A 14,694-nucleotide genomic window follows, 5' to 3' on the forward strand; every position below is an offset into this window, starting at 1 on the left:
CCGCCAAACGCCCCTGTGGGTCAATGCCCCGACGATTCCTTATGGTTGTCGAGGGTTTCCAGCAAGGCCACCTGCATCCGCGTATGCACGCGGATGAACCAGCGCCAGAGCAGCGCCGCTACGGCGGCCGCCACGACTGCGATCAGCACCAGCAGCTTGTTGGTCGGCAGGATACTGGCCGACAAGGCTGCCAACAGCAGGAAAATCACCAGCAGCGAGAGAATCGGGATCACTTCGGCGATCACCCGGCGCACTCGCTGTGTGTGACGCCCGGCCATCTCCGGCTTGACGCCCATTTCCGCCAGCAGCATCGACAGCGCCTTGAGCTTGCGATAAGCCGCAATCAGGAACGGTAGCGAGACCAGCAACGCCCCGCCCCAGATCAGTGCCTTCTGCCAGCTCGGATCGCTGATCCAGTCCTGCAGCCACAACGACATGCGCTCGGCGAAGTATGCGCCGGCAAAGAAGATCGCAATCACCAGCGCCAGATTGACCCCGACCTGCAACAGGATCCGTCGGATCATCGACGCCAGTAGCGCGCCCTCACCTTGCGGCTGGATGCTGCGCAACCATTCGCCATACATGCCGAGTACACGCCCGAGACGCTTGGGCACGACTGCCGAGAGCTTGATCGACAACGGATCCGCCGCGCGGATCAGATACGGTGTCAGCAGTGTGGTGATCACCGACACGGCTACAGCGACCGGGTAGAGGAAGTTGCTGGTCACCTGCAAGGTCATGCCCAGCGCGGCGATGATGAAGGAAAATTCGCCGATCTGTGACAGACCCATGCCGACCCGCAGTGAGGTCCGTCCGTCGTTGCCAGCGATAAACGCACCGAGGCCGCAGGACAACATCTTGCCCAGCACCACGGCCACGGTGATCACCGCGATCGGCCAGGCGTATTCGATGAGAATCAGCGGGTCGAGCATCAAGCCGATGGCGACAAAAAAGATCGCACTGAACAAGTCGCGAACCGGCTCGACCAACTGCTCGATTTTCAACAACTGCTTCGACTCGGCCATGATCGCACCGATCAGGAAAGCCCCGAGAACCATGCTGTATTCGAGCTTGACCACAAGGAGGCAGAAGCCGAAACACAGGCCGAGCACGGTGATCAGCAGCATCTCGTTGCTTTCGAATTTCGCCACATAAGCCAGCAGACGCGGCACCAACAGAATGCCGATGACCAGCGCGACGATCATGAACAGCGACAGCTTGCCGACCGTGGAAAACACTTCCCCCGAGCTCACCGTGCCGCTGACGGCGATGCTCGACAGCAACGCAATGATGCCAATGCCAAGGATGTCCTCGACAATCAGTACACCGAAGATCAACTGCGCAAAGCGCTCGTTCTTCATCTTCAGGTCATTCAGCGCTTTGACGATGATGGTGGTTGAGGAGATCGCCAGAATCGCGCCGAGGAACAACGAATCCATGGTGTTCCAGTCGAACCAGCGCCCGATTTCGTAGCCGATCCAGATCATCAGGATGATTTCGAGAAACGCGGCAATGAACGCCGTGGCGCCGACCTTGAACAGCTTGCGCAGGCTGAACTCCAGGCCAAGGCAGAACATCAGGAAGATCACCCCGAGTTCGGCCAGGGTCTTGATGGTTTCTTCGTCGTGAATCAGGCCGAACGGCGGCGTATGCGGGCCGATGATGAAGCCGGCGACGATGTAGCCGAGCACCACCGGTTGTTTGAAACGATGAAACAGTACGGTTACCACGCCCGCGACCAGCATGATCACTGCCAGATCCTGAATAAAACTGATGGCATGCATGGCGTAGGCTCCTTGATGACGAGGCGCGCGGACAGACGTCAGAACGTTCTGCGCGAGCAGGGTAAAAATCCGCTTTTAATGTAGGAATTGCCCTTGGGCAGGGCTTTTGCAGGTTAACACCGCGACTTCGCTCTGGAAGCCGGTGCAATATATGGAAACAGATCGCTACCGGCGTGACGGCGGCCCGCCGCGCGGCGTCCCGATAACGGTGCTTTTTGAAAAGCCACCAGGTGCCCGCAGAGGCGCTTCCTGCAATCAGCCTTGATCCGTGAGAACGTTATGGAACCCGGAAACGCCCAGCTGTCGATGACGGTACTGATGACCCCCGACATGGCCAACTTCTCTGGCAATGTCCACGGCGGCACCCTGCTCAAATACCTCGACGAAGTGGCCTACGCCTGCGCCAGCCGTTATGCCGGGCGCTACGTGGTGACCCTGTCCGTGGATCAGGTGATTTTCCGCGAGCCGATTCATGTCGGCGAACTGGTGACGTTCCTGGCCTCGGTCAACTACACCGGCAACACGTCGATGGAAGTTGGCATTAAAGTGGTCACCGAAAACATCCGCGAACGCTCGGTGCGCCACACCAACAGCTGCTTCTTCACCATGGTCGCGGTGGATGATCAGCGCAAACCGGCCGCCGTGCCGCCGTTGCAACCGCAGAACAGCGAAGACAAACGCCGCTTCATGCAGGCGCAGCAGCGCCGGCAGATTCGTCAGGAACTGGAGAAGCGTTATCAGGAGATCAAGGGCGACGCCTGAAACGGGTAGCGCTCAATTGATCGCTTTCGCGAGCAGGCTCGCTCCCACATCTGGAATGCATTCTTCCTGTGGGAGCGAGCCTGCTCGCGAATAAAGACGACTCGGTCTCAGAGACTGATCGCTGTAGCCTCGAACTTCACCCGCGGATGCGCAATGCGATCCTGCGCCCGCACAAGTTGCAGCTCATAACTGGCGCACGCCTGGGTTTCCAGCAACACCTCGTGCACTGCCGCTGCGGTGAATTCGAATGCCGCCAACAGCGTGTCGCCCAGCAGTACCCGCGCCAGGAACAGGCCGGATGTCAGATCGCCCACCCCCACCGGCTGACGCGGAAACGCCAGCAAGGGACGGCGCAAATGCCAACTGCCCTCAGCCGTCACCAACAACATTTCGAAGCCCTCCGCCGGTTTGCCCGGATAATCCAGATGCTTGACCAGTACCGCTTTCGGCCCGCGCGCCAGCAGCGCCCGCGCCATCGCCAGGCAATCGAACAGCGACTGCGGCTTGCGCCCGGAAAAACTGTCCAGCTCCAACTGGTTCGGGCACATGATGTCCGCCACGGCCGCCGCTTCATCGAGAAGGAAATCGCTGACCTCGGTGGGCACGCTGCAGCCTTTCTCCGGATGGCCCATCACTGGATCACACAGATACAGCATCTTTGGATTGACCGCTTTGATCCGCGCCACACCGCTGAGAATCGCCCGGCCCTGCGCGGCGCTACCGAGATAGCCGGACAGCACCGCGTCGCAATTGCCCAGCTCGCCAATCGCAGCGATGCCTTCGATCAGCTCGGGAATCTGCTGCGGTGCCAGCACTTCACCGGCCCACTGACCATACTGGGTGTGGTTGGAAAACTGCACGGTGTTGAGCGGCCAGACGTTGACCCCGACCCGCTGCATCGGAAAAACCGCAGCGCTGTTGCCGGCGTGGCCAAACACCACGTGGGACTGGATGGCGAGCAGATGAGGCGTACGTTTCATTCGGGTCATTCCGTAAAACGATTGAAATTCAAGCCGCGCAGTATGCGACGAAACACAGCCTGTACGACAGACCGGCGAGACAGTTAAGCTGACGCCATCTTTTGGAGTTTGATGTCGATGCTGACCCTGGAAAACATCTTCGTGCTGATGCTGTTCGCCGCCGCTGGTGCCTGGCTATGGCACAACCACGGCTTGCGCGAGCGCGCGCTGGAGCGGGTCAAACAGCATTGCACCAATGTCGGCGTCGAGCTGCTGGACGGTAACGTCGCGCTGAAAAAGATCGGGCTGATCAGGGATGCCAACGGTCGCCGACGACTGGCGCGAGTCTACAACTTCGAGTTCACCGTGACTGGTGAAAGCCGCCACAACGGCACCGTCACCCAGTTCGGCGCGCACAGTGCGCAGATTGAACTGGCGCCCTACCCGGCGCCGTTCGACGACACGCCGCCGGTGGTCGAAGTGCACAAGCCTCGCGCAGAAGTCATTGAGCTGAGCCAGTGGCGCCAGGAACATACCAAGTGGAAGCCTTGAGCTGACTCACTGAATCCGGCATTCAGCCAAACCGGCTTGCAGCTGTTCGATGTTCTGCGGTTCAGCGAAGATCAGCTCGATTCTTGAGTCTTTTCGCCATTCGCTGGCTTGCCAACTCAGCTCGGCATGCTCCAGGGCATTGCCCGAAACCCAGCCATCCGTGCTGTGGATAACCAGTTTCGCCCGCTTCCAGTCGAGCGCGCTCAGCCAATAGGCGATGCGTGCTTGATCAAATACCTGCTGCGGATGCCAGCGCCAACCGATGCTCCACCCACCCTCCTGCGCCTGACTCAGGCAAATCGGTTCGGCCGGATCGCTCCAGACCGCTGGCAGCTGTGCCAATCCAGTCGGCAGCGGCAGATGCCCTGCGCCTTCGTTCGCTTTTGCTTTTGCTTTCAGCCCCGGAAGCTCGCTCAGAGGCAGTTGCGCTTGCTGCGTCCAGATCAGCCTGACGGGCGGCAACTGGCTGACGATTTTCTCTCGAACCGCTTCATCGAGATCTTCGGCCTTGTTCAACAACAGCAAACCCGCGCGGGCCAACGCTTGCTGCTGGGCGTCCGGCAGGGTTCTACCCGCGTGCAGTGCCTGAGCGTCCAAAACCAGAACACAGGGCTGAACCGCCAGCACGCCCAGCCACGGCGCCTCGTTAAGTTGCTTGAGCAATTGCGCCGGATGGCCCAGCCCGGATGGCTCGATAAACAGTCGATCCGGCCTGGCCTTGCGCAGCAGGCGGCCAAGGCCGATCTGGAATGGCGCGCCATTGACGCAACACAGGCAGCCCCCGGCCACCTCACCCAGTGCGATACCATCGGCGTCATTCGTCAGCAATGCAGCATCCAGACCGATCTGGCCGAACTCGTTGATCAGCACCGCCCAGCGCTCGTCCGCAGGCCGTTGCGCCAGCAACTGGCGAATCAGGCTGGTCTTGCCGGCGCCCAACGGGCCGGCGATGACGTGGGTCGGAATGTTCTGCAACATGGCGGGTACTTTCTGCGGACAGTTATTGAGGAGATCGAAGATGCGCTGGTCGGGATGGTCGTTGCTGTTGGCGCTGCTGTCGAGTGAAGCGTGGGCTCAGGCCTGCGTGGTGCACACACAAGGCGAACGGCTCGACGTCAAAGTCTGTCAGCAGAACCGGACGATTCCGCAGAAATTGTTCAATGACGGCTTCTGCCAACCGACGCTGGCCGGGCAGAAGGTCGAGGTGCAATACGTCGACCAGTGCCCCAGCGGCGCTTTCGGCGTGTGCAGCAACGCGCAAGTCGCCAATATGCCCTATCGCCAGGATATCCACTATTACGGCGTGGCCACCGATACGGCGTATCTCAAGCCATATTGCGAAGGCCAGAGCCAGGGCGTCTGGCGCAAGCCCTGATGTGTCAGCCGAGCCAGTCGAGGGTCAGCAACAGACGGCGCTCACCGGGTGCCGGTTGCGGCGAACGATGGATCAGGCCGAAGCCTTCATTGCCGTGCCACTTTTCGCCTTTGAGCAGCGCGACGTCGCCGCTGTTGAGCTGACGAATCGACGCTGGATCTTGCGGTTCGGCATCGGACTGGCCAAGTTGCGCGCGGTCCATCGCACCCTCCTCAAGCCATTGGCTGCCGATGCCAGCGTAAGTAGTGATCAGGCGCACCGGCACGTGATCGACGTGGAAACGCGGACACATGGCCTTGTCCAGCACGCGCAAACGCACGCCGATACGCCGCGCGCCCAGCAGGCAGGCGAAGGCACTGATCAGCCATTTGAGGTCGCTGATGAAACCTCCGAAACCGTGCAGATCACGCAGCCCTGCAGCCAGACCGGCGAGATCCGGCTCAGCGTCCTCGTCAGCCAATTCCAGGCAAAGCGACTCGGCCAAGGGCTCGTTGAGCGACAGCACCAATTGCGCAAAATCGGCGATGTGCACGGGCAGCTGGCGTTGCCAGACGGCGAGATTGGTCTGGTCGTCCAGGATTCGCGTCAACGTTTGCGGTGTCACACCCTGGTGCTGCTGACGGGTAAGAAGCGGCTGATCTTTGAGTGCGAGCATCAGGCGGCCTCTTCGTGCCAAGGGCCGAATGGATCAGGCAGCAAGCGCCAGCCTTCTACGCCCGTTGCCATTTCTTCGTCGGTCAGCAGACAGGCATCGAGTTCGGCGGAGAGCTGTAGGAAATCTATGTTCTGACCGATGAAAACCAGCTCCTGGCGGCAATCTCCTACGCTTGGAATCCAGTTTCCCATGATCGCCTGGACACTTTCCTGATCCTGCGGCCATTGATTCTTTGGCACAAAACGCCACCAGCGACCGGCGAATCCATGCCGCATCAAGCCACCAGCCTGCGACCAGCTACCGGCATCGGTGGGTTTGCTGGCGAGCCAGAAGAAGCCTTTGGAGCGCAGCAGCTTGCCGTTCAGCCAAGGCCGATCGATGAAGCTGAAGAAGCGTCGCGGGTGAAATGGCCGGCGCGCGCGGTAGGCCGTCGAGGCGATGCCGTATTCCTGTGTCTCCGGGACGTGCTCACCGCGCAATTCCTGTAGCCATCCGGGCGCTTGTGCGGCCTGATCGAAATCGAAACGACCGGTGTTGAGGATTTTCTCCAGGGGGATTTCGCCCATCACCATTGGAATGATTTCAGCCTGGGCATTGAGGCGCTTGAGGATGGCGGTGAGTTCTTCACGCTCGTGCTGGCTGATCAGGTCGATTTTGCTGATCAGCAGGACGTCGGCGAACTCGATCTGCTCGATCAACAGATCGGTGATGGAGCGCTCGTCTTCTTCACCGAGAATCTCGCCGCGAGAGGCAAGACTTTCGGCCGCCTGGTAATCGAGCAGGAAATTCACACCGTCGACCACGGTGACCATGGTATCGAGGCGAGCAATGTCGGCGAGGCTTTGCCCCTGTTCATCGCGGAAGGTGAAGGTTTCAGCGACCGGAAGCGGTTCGGAAATGCCGGTGGATTCGATCAGCAGGTAATCAAAACGATCCTCGCGGGCGAGTTTGCTGACTTCTTCAAGCAGGTCTTCGCGTAACGTACAGCAAATGCAGCCGTTGCTCATCTCAATGAGCTTTTCTTCCGCACGGTTCAGACTGACATCGCGCTGGACTTCGCTACCATCGATGTTGATCTCGCTCATATCGTTGACGATCACCGCAACGCGCAAGCCGTCTCGGTTACGTAGTACGTAATTCAAAAGTGTACTTTTTCCGGCGCCGAGAAATCCTGAAAGTACGGTGACGGGCAATTTGGCTGACATTGGATAATCCTCATAAATGGCAGCCGATTTGCGCTTTGAGGTGTGCGCTTGGCGCGTTGCGCTTCATTTACTCGGGTCAACGAAGGCAAATGATTGTGATCGGCAGCTCAGGCTGGTTCCGATTTATGTTATAGTATAACAACTTGAGTTTGCCAGTCCGACAGAGGAGATTTCGCAAATTGCTGCACCACCGATCGTGGACACTCGCAATGAACAAGGGGTTGAAATGCCTGCTTTTGAGCTTTGCTATGTCGCTGGCCAGCCAAGCCCAAGCGCACATGCCGGGGCCGGCGCACTGCACACGCAGCGCTAATCTGCTGGCGTGTGTAGACGCCGATGGCAATGCCTATAGCGTCAATACGGTAGGCACCACGCTTTACCTGCGCGGATTCGAGAAGGACGGCCATCGCTATTGGGCGCAGACCAACAGCCGCTTCGGCCAATTAACCTTCTTTACCGGCATCGCCTCCGATGGCGAGGCTTGGGTTGGCTACACCCGTCGTGTCGGCTGGACAACCATCAACCGCTTCTCCAGCTCGGGCGGTAGCAGCGCAAGGTTCACTTGCAGCCGGATGACGGGCTGCTAGTGAAAACCTTTTCATGAAAAAAGCATCGCTGAATGGATTGTTATAATGTAACGTAAATAGAGATCAATACGACGGTCTCAACCATGAATGCTCTTACTCTCCCGGATATCGCCGCCCAATCTGCGCGCCAGGCACTGCCACTCGATTGGGTAGGCATGCGTGGGATTGCCCTACCCGTTGTGCTCGAAAGCCAACGCCTCAGCGCCAGAGTCGACGCTGGCGTGAGTCTCGATGATGGTGAAGCGCGTGGTATTCACATGTCGCGCTTGTATCTGGCACTCGAAACCCTCGAACAGCGAAGCCTTTCTCCCGCTTTGCTGCATCAGGTACTCAAGTGTTTTCTGACAAGCCATCAAGGTCTATCCGCCTGCGCGTATCTGAATATTCACACCGAATTGTTGCTGAAACGACCCGCGTTGGTCAGCCCCTTGGCCGGCTGGAAATCCTATCCGGCGTCCATTTCAGCGAGCCTGAAACAGCAAATGTTCCACGTGGAACTAAAAATTGAACTGCCCTATTCCTCGACGTGCCCATGCTCCGCAGCCTTGGCAAGGCAATTGATCCAGCAGCAATTCGTCGACGATTTCGCCAACAAGGCTCTGCAACACGCAGATGTTTTGGCATGGCTTGGCTCAACCAAAGGGATCGTAGCCACTCCGCACAGCCAGCGCAGCTATGCGCAACTGCACCTGCATCTCGACAACTTCATCGACGAGCTACCGCTGACCGCGATCATCAATGACGCTGAAGCAGCCCTCGGCACCGCCGTGCAGACCGCAGTAAAGCGCCCCGACGAGCAAGCATTCGCTCTCGCCAATGGGCAGAACCTGATGTTCTGTGAAGACGCCGCGCGCCGCCTCAACCTGGCACTGCAACGCACACCCGGCATCAACCAATTCCACATCCGCGTGATCCATGCCGAAAGCCTGCATGCCCATGACGCCGTCGCCGAAAGCAGCTGGCGACGGGAGCAAAAATGATCCGCTGCCAATCCTTGGTATGGGGCGCTCCCGGTCAACCGCTGACGACGCCTCTGAGTCTTGAGTTCGAGAGCGCCAGCCTGACCGCCATCATCGGCGCCAACGGCTGCGGCAAAAGCAGCCTGCTTAAGGTCATTGCCGGATTGCAGAAGCCTCTCGCTGGCAAAGTGGAAATGGCTGTTCCACGCCAAAGCGGAATTTCCTTTCTGCCGCAACAGCAGCACTTGGATCGGCAATTTCCAATAAGCCTGGAAGAACTCATCGCCGCAGGTTTCTGGGGCCGCCGGCTGTCGACGCAACTGCGCACGCAGCGACTGAAAAACGCATTGGAAGACTGGCACTTGAGTGGACTCGAACAGCGTCCGTTGATGGCCCTGTCCGGCGGTGAGCTACAACGCGCCCTGCTCGCACGACTGAGCCTCGCTGACGCCCCGGTGCTGTTGCTCGATGAACCTCACGCCGCACTCGACGAACTCGGCCAGCAATTGCTCTGGCAACACATTCACCACTGGCACGCCGAGGGCCGGACACTGGTCATGGTCTGCCATGACCTGGCGGCGGTGCGAGAACACGTTCCGCATACGCTGCTGATCAAAAACGGCCACTGCGTGTACGGAACCAGCCGAGAACTGATCCAGCCGACACCGCACATGCAGGTCGCCTGATGCTCGCCACCGTCAGCCATTTCTGGCAGCCGTTCAGCGAATTCGTGTTCATGCGCCGGGCCTTGCTCGGCGGCCTGGTGCTGGCGTGCAGCACGGCGCCCTTGGGCGTGTTTCTGATTCTCAGACGGATGAGCCTGATCGGCGACGCTGTCGCCCACGGCATTCTCCCTGGTGCAGCGCTGGGATTCTGGTTTGCCGGTTTGAGCCTTCCCGCACTCACCCTCGGTGGCTTGGGAGCCGGTCTGAGCATGGCCGGACTTGCGGCCTGGATCACCCGGCGAACGGGTTTGCGCGAGGACGCCAGTCTCGCCGCGATCTATCCGATTTCACTCGCCAGCGGCGTGCTGATTCTTGGTATTGCCGGCAAACGCCTCGACCTTCTGCACTTGCTGTTCGGCTCAGCGTTGGCCGTAGACGGGCCGACGCTGACCGGCATGCTTTGGGTCTCGGCCATCAGCCTCATGGCTATGGCCGCGATCTACAAACCCCTGCTGTTGGACACACTCGACCCGCTGTTCTTGCGCACAGTCAGCCGTTTGGGGCCTCTGGCCCATGGTGTGTTTCTGACTCTCGTGGTGCTGAATCTAGTAATTGGTTTTCAGGCGATCGGCGCGCTGATGGTGGTGGGACTGATGATGCTTCCGGCTGCCGCGTCGAGATTCTGGAGTCGTCATCTGCCGATACTGATTACCGTCGCCGCCGTCATGGGCTGCGTGTCGGTGTGGTTCGGCTTGCTGCTGTCGTTCTACTACTCGCTGCCCAGTGGCCCGGCCATCGTGCTGGTCGCGGGGCTCGGCTATCTGCTGTCGGTGGTGTTTGGACCGGTTCACGGTTTGCTGCGCCGCCCGCCTTTGCTCACATCCCAATGAGGTGCTTCCCGATGCGCGCTCTACTTGTGCTGTTCAGCCTGATGCTGTCGATGTCCTTGTCGGCCGCCGAAAAACTGCCGGTGGTCACCAGCTTCAGCATCCTTGCCGACATGGTTCATCAGGTCGGCGGCGAGCACGTGCAGATTACCAACATGGTCGGCGCGGACGCCGATGCGCACACCTACGAGCCGACACCGGACGATGCCAAGGCGCTGCTCAAAGCCAAAGTGATCATCAAGAACGGCCTGGGTTTCGAACCTTGGCTGGATCGCCTGGTGACCAGCACCGACAGCAAGGCGACGGTGATCAGCGCCAGTCGCGGGGTGATTCCACGTTCGCTCGATGAAGACGGCGAGACTGTTGCGGATCCACACGCCTGGCACAATCTGGCGAACGCTGAGTTGTACGTCGCCAACATCACCAAGGCGCTGATCGCCGCCGACCGGGCCAACAAGCCTGACTACGAGCGCAACAGCCAGACCTACCTCAAGCAGATCTATGCCCTGCTCGCCGAAGCCAAAAACAAACTCGGCGCGCTGCCGCCGGGTAATCGCAAGATCGTCACCAGCCACGATGCCTTTGGCTATCTGGGACAGGCCTATGGCATCGACTTTATCGCGTCACAGGGTTTGTCCACCGAACGCGAGCCGTCAGCCGCCGAAGTGGCTGCGCTGATCACGCAGATTCGCCAAGCCAAGGTCAAAGCGGTGTTCATGGAAAACATCAAGGACGCGCGCCTGCTCAAGCAGATCGCGGATGAAAGCGGCGCGCACATTGGCGGCACGCTGTACTCGGATGCGCTGGCGGCGAGTGGACCGGCGAGCACCTTTACCGGGCTGTTCGAATACAACCTCAATACGTTGTACAAGGCGTTGAGTCAGCCATGACTTGAGGCGAACTTCCGATCTATTCGCGAGCACGCTCGCTCCCACAGTTGGAATGGGTTCCAGCTGTGGGAGTCGGAGGTTTTAAGCGCGGGGTTTTACCGTACCGCAATCCTGGCCGAGCCACACTGCCCGGGTTTCCAGGCTGCCCTTCTGATTGATGCCGATGGCGTTGAAGGTGCCATTGGCGACGGTGGTGAATTCGCGGTCACTGAGGAATGTCGCCACGCCGGTACCTTGGGCTTTCGGGCAGCTGAAGCGGAATTTCCACTGGTTGCCGGTGCGCTCGGTGATCTGCTGTTTGCAGCCCGATTGCGGATCGGCCAGCGGGATATCGTTGGTTGCCACCTGCTGCGGCGTCAGGCAGGCACGGATCCCCTTGCCGCCAATATTGATGCCGTTTTTCTCGAGCGCAGCGCGCTGCTGCGGGGTGATCTGGCCTTGAATCTGGCCAAGGATCGATTGCACGTCCATGGCCTGATCATCGACCTTCAGATTGCTCGAAGACATTTCCCACAACCCCGGCTGCAGCATTTGTGCCTGCGCAACCACCGGTAATGCCAAACCCAGGCCCAGCGCCAAACCCAGCAGACGAACGTTCATCGAGTAACTCCTGATCAGTTGTGGCCGTTAGACGCCGGCCGATTGTGTCGGTTCATGCGCCGATTAAATAGAGACATTCGCCGCAGAACATGGTCTGTTAAGCATTGCATCTCGCGGAGCAAGGCTGCCCCATGGATTTTTTCGGACCGCACATTTTCGGTTACCTGATCGCCCTGTTGCACACACTCGGTTCGATCGCTGCGATCCATGCGGTGCTCACCGTGCGCACAGCGCAAGGCTCGATCGCCTGGGCATTGTCGTTGATCTTCATTCCCTACTTCACGCTTATTCCGTATCTGGTCTTTGGTCGCAGTACCTTCGATGGCTACATCAAGGCCCGGCGCCAGGCCAACGAGCAGATGCGCCTGGCCATTTCAGAACTGAACTGGCGTCCATGGGTGGAGGAGGCTCTGGCCGCTCGCGCTTCGAGCGCCTACGCCTCATTGCGCGCGATGCCGAAACTGGGGCGCATGCCGTGCCTGGCGAACAACGAGGTGCAACTGCTGGTGAACGGCACCGCGACCTTCGATGCGATTTTTCAGGCGATCGAACAAGCGAAGGAAGCCGTGCTGATCCAGTTCTTCATCATTCACGACGATCGGCTCGGCCAGCGCTTGCGTGATTTGCTGTTGAAGAAAGCCGCCGAAGGCGTATCAATTCATTTGCTTTACGACCGCATCGGCAGCCATGCCTTGCCCCATCATTACGTGCAGGCGCTGCGTGATGCCGGCGTCGAGGTCAAAGCCTTTGCCACGCGCAGTGGCTGGCTCAACCGCTTTCAGGTCAATTTCCGCAACCACCGCAAAATCGTCGTGGTCGATGGCGTAGTCGGGTTTGTCGGCGGGCATAACGTCGGCGATGAATACATGGGTGAGAAACCACCGCTGGCGCCATGGCGTGACACCCACGTCAAAGTCCGCGGGCCGGTGGTAGCCTGCATGCAGGAATCCTTCGCCGAAGACTGGTTCTGGGCTGCTCGTACTCTGCCGCCGTTGATCCTGCCGGATACGTACCCGGAGGATGGCGTGCTTTGCCAATTGCTCGCCAGCGGCCCGGCGGACGCCTACGAAACCTGCTCGCTGTTTTTCGTCGAAGCCATCCACGCAGCAACGCAACGCGTATGGATCACCAGCCCGTACTTTGTCCCGGACGAAGCGGTATTCGCGGCATTGAGGCTGGCGGTATTGCGTGGTGTCGATGTGCGCCTGCTTTTGCCGTCACGGCCTGATCACCGCATTGTCTACGCCGCCTCAAGCCTGTATGCCTTTGAAGCGGTACGGGCCGGCGTTAGGGTGTTCCGTTATCGACCGGGTTTTCTGCACCAGAAAGTGGTGTTGATCGACAGCGAAATCAGCGCCATCGGCAGCGCCAACCTGGACAATCGCTCGTTCCGCCTGAATTTCGAAGTGATGTTGCTGACCGTCGACAGCGAGTTCGCCGCTGCTGTGGAACACATGCTCAATGACGATTTCGCCCAGGCCGATGAGGTGGCCAAAGAAGAAAGCCGGGAGATCCACCGCCTGCAACAGGTCGGCATGCGGATCGCCCGGCTGATTTCGCCGATTCTCTGAGCGCCCCGCTTCAGGGGTGGTAGATGTCGTCGCGGGTCCAAGGCAGTTCGTGGCTGCCATCCGGATGCGCTTTCACAGCGAGGATCTGATGCAGATTGATCCAACCCCGCGCGAAGGCATAAGCGCAACCGGCCAGATACAGACGCCAGATACGCAGTGCTTGCTCAGGCACCAGTTTCGCCGCAGCTTCGAGGTTGTCCTCCAGTCGCTCGCTCCAGTGATCGAGCGTGCGCGCGTAGTGCAGGCGCAGGCTTTCGACATCGACAATTTCCAGTCCCGCTTCACTGATTTCGGCAGAGATCATCGCCAGATGCGGTAACTCGCCGTTGGGAAACACGTATTTTTCGATGAAGTTGCCTGCGCCGCGTCCAACCGGGCGGCCGTCGGTGTGCTTGGCGGTAATGCCGTGGTTCATTACCAGGCCGCCCTCCTTCACCGCACCAAACAGGGTTTTGCAGTATTCGGCGAGATTGGCGTGTCCGACGTGTTCGAACATGCCGACGCTGACAACCTTGTCGAAGCGGCCGTCCTGGGGCAAATCGCGATAGTCGAGCAATTGCAGTTCGACCTGATCGTCCAGCCCTTCGGCTTTGACTCGCTCCTGCGCCAGGGCCAATTGTTCCTTGCTCAAGGTAATACCGAACACTTTGACGCCAAACTCTCGCGCCGCATACCGCGCCAGACCGCCCCAACCACAACCGACATCCAGCAAATATTCGCCCGGCTGCAAGCGCAGCTTGCGGCACAGATGGCGGAATTTGGCTTGCTGAGCCTGTTCGAGGGTTTCGCTGCCGGTTTCGAAATAGGCACAGGAATACGCCATGTCGCTGTCCAGCCACAGCTGATAAAAGGCATTCGACAGGTCGTAATGATAGGAGATGGCTTTGGCGTCGGTGTCCTTGTCGTGTTGCGCGCGCACCGGCTGACTGTCTTCGTCTTCGTCGAGCAGCGCATTGCTCAACTCATCGCAAACCCGGATGACCTCGCTGATCGAGCCCTCCAGTTCCAGTTTGCCTTCGACGAACGCCGCACCCAGCGCATCCAGGCTTGGGTGGGTGAATTGAGTGACCATCTGCGGGTCCTTGACCACGATGGTTACGCTGGGCGTCGGCCCCAGATTGAACTCGTGGCCGTCCCAGAGTCGCAGGCGAAGCGGTAACTGCAGATTCTGTAAGGCCGGTGGAAGTTGCGCAAGCATGGAAAATCCCCCCTTGTTTCAGACGTCTGATCTGAGGGTAGACCA

At 59.4% G+C, this 14,694-nt stretch carries 16 protein-coding genes; 9 read left to right on the top strand and 7 right to left on the bottom strand.

Features of this window, described 5'->3' with window-relative positions; genetic code table 11:
- Positions 1-20: 20 nt before the first annotated feature.
- A complete protein-coding gene (locus tag AB4O45_RS12965) occupies positions 21-1,784 on the bottom strand; it encodes a cation:proton antiporter (RefSeq protein ID WP_095181199.1) in 1,764 nt (587 codons plus the stop codon).
- Positions 1,785-2,063: 279 nt separating this feature from the next.
- Between AB4O45_RS12965 and AB4O45_RS12970 the strand changes: the two genes are divergently transcribed.
- Positions 2,064-2,546 (top strand): acyl-CoA thioesterase, encoded by a 483-nt coding sequence (locus AB4O45_RS12970; protein WP_016772447.1) that lies wholly within the window; start codon positions 2,064-2,066, stop codon positions 2,544-2,546.
- A gap of 107 nt (positions 2,547-2,653) precedes the next feature.
- Here AB4O45_RS12970 and pdxY read toward each other — a convergent pair whose 3' ends face one another.
- Positions 2,654-3,526 (bottom strand): pyridoxal kinase PdxY, encoded by an 873-nt coding sequence (gene pdxY / locus AB4O45_RS12975; protein WP_095181198.1) that lies wholly within the window; start codon positions 3,524-3,526, stop codon positions 2,654-2,656.
- Between the two features lie 117 nt (positions 3,527-3,643).
- Between pdxY and AB4O45_RS12980 the strand changes: the two genes are divergently transcribed.
- Positions 3,644-4,057: a DUF3301 domain-containing protein gene (locus tag AB4O45_RS12980; RefSeq protein WP_038861179.1), complete on the top strand. Its 414-nt coding sequence runs from the start codon at positions 3,644-3,646 to the stop codon at positions 4,055-4,057.
- Between the two features lie 6 nt (positions 4,058-4,063).
- On the opposite strand, the gene AB4O45_RS12985 is transcribed toward AB4O45_RS12980, so the two are convergent.
- Complete coding sequence (locus AB4O45_RS12985) at positions 4,064-5,035, bottom strand: CobW family GTP-binding protein (RefSeq protein WP_460142521.1); 972 nt, start codon at positions 5,033-5,035, stop codon at positions 4,064-4,066.
- Positions 5,036-5,075: 40 nt separating this feature from the next.
- On the opposite strand from AB4O45_RS12985, the gene AB4O45_RS12990 reads away from it, so the two are divergent.
- Complete coding sequence (locus AB4O45_RS12990) at positions 5,076-5,432, top strand: hypothetical protein (RefSeq protein ID WP_041476571.1); 357 nt, start codon at positions 5,076-5,078, stop codon at positions 5,430-5,432.
- Positions 5,433-5,436: 4 nt separating this feature from the next.
- Here the strand turns inward: AB4O45_RS12990 and AB4O45_RS12995 are convergent, their stop codons facing one another.
- Both AB4O45_RS12995 and zigA read right to left on the bottom strand, forming a co-directional pair.
- Positions 5,437-6,087 (bottom strand): DUF1826 domain-containing protein, encoded by a 651-nt coding sequence (locus tag AB4O45_RS12995; RefSeq protein WP_460161466.1) that lies wholly within the window; start codon positions 6,085-6,087, stop codon positions 5,437-5,439.
- Positions 6,087-7,292: a zinc metallochaperone GTPase ZigA gene (zigA, locus tag AB4O45_RS13000; protein WP_122506277.1), complete on the bottom strand. Its 1,206-nt coding sequence runs from the start codon at positions 7,290-7,292 to the stop codon at positions 6,087-6,089. The genes AB4O45_RS12995 and zigA overlap by 1 nt, the downstream gene beginning before the upstream one ends.
- Before the next feature lie 209 nt (positions 7,293-7,501).
- On the opposite strand from zigA, the gene AB4O45_RS13005 reads away from it, so the two are divergent.
- The 5 genes from AB4O45_RS13005 (at position 7,502) to AB4O45_RS13025 (ending at position 11,280) form a co-directional block, all read left to right on the top strand.
- Positions 7,502-7,879: a glutamine synthetase gene (locus tag AB4O45_RS13005; RefSeq protein WP_122748244.1), complete on the top strand. Its 378-nt coding sequence runs from the start codon at positions 7,502-7,504 to the stop codon at positions 7,877-7,879.
- 83 nt (positions 7,880-7,962) lie between these two features.
- Entirely contained in the window at positions 7,963-8,859 is an 897-nt protein-coding gene (gene folE2, locus AB4O45_RS13010) for a GTP cyclohydrolase FolE2 (protein ID WP_460161467.1), read from the top strand.
- Positions 8,856-9,524, top strand: a complete 669-nt coding sequence (locus AB4O45_RS13015; RefSeq protein WP_460161468.1) for a metal ABC transporter ATP-binding protein — start codon at positions 8,856-8,858, stop codon at positions 9,522-9,524. Before folE2 ends, AB4O45_RS13015 begins: the two co-directional genes overlap by 4 nt.
- Positions 9,524-10,393, top strand: a complete 870-nt coding sequence (locus tag AB4O45_RS13020; protein ID WP_460161469.1) for a metal ABC transporter permease — start codon at positions 9,524-9,526, stop codon at positions 10,391-10,393. The genes AB4O45_RS13015 and AB4O45_RS13020 overlap by 1 nt, the downstream gene beginning before the upstream one ends.
- Positions 10,394-10,404: 11 nt before the next feature.
- The gene (locus AB4O45_RS13025; RefSeq protein WP_460161470.1) at positions 10,405-11,280 is read left to right on the top strand and encodes a metal ABC transporter substrate-binding protein; all 876 of its coding nucleotides are present in this window, start codon (positions 10,405-10,407) and stop codon (positions 11,278-11,280) included.
- Between the two features lie 81 nt (positions 11,281-11,361).
- Here AB4O45_RS13025 and AB4O45_RS13030 read toward each other — a convergent pair whose 3' ends face one another.
- Positions 11,362-11,880: a DUF3617 domain-containing protein gene (locus tag AB4O45_RS13030; RefSeq protein ID WP_016772436.1), complete on the bottom strand. Its 519-nt coding sequence runs from the start codon at positions 11,878-11,880 to the stop codon at positions 11,362-11,364.
- Positions 11,881-12,011: 131 nt separating this feature from the next.
- On the opposite strand from AB4O45_RS13030, the gene cls reads away from it, so the two are divergent.
- Entirely contained in the window at positions 12,012-13,451 is a 1,440-nt protein-coding gene (gene cls, locus AB4O45_RS13035) for a cardiolipin synthase (protein WP_460161471.1), read from the top strand.
- 10 nt (positions 13,452-13,461) lie between these two features.
- Here cls and cfaB read toward each other — a convergent pair whose 3' ends face one another.
- Positions 13,462-14,649, bottom strand: a complete 1,188-nt coding sequence (cfaB, locus tag AB4O45_RS13040) for a C17 cyclopropane fatty acid synthase CfaB (RefSeq protein ID WP_095181188.1) — start codon at positions 14,647-14,649, stop codon at positions 13,462-13,464.
- Positions 14,650-14,694: the final 45 nt, after the last annotated feature.

Source organism: Pseudomonas sp. S2_B10, from assembly GCF_054668425.1.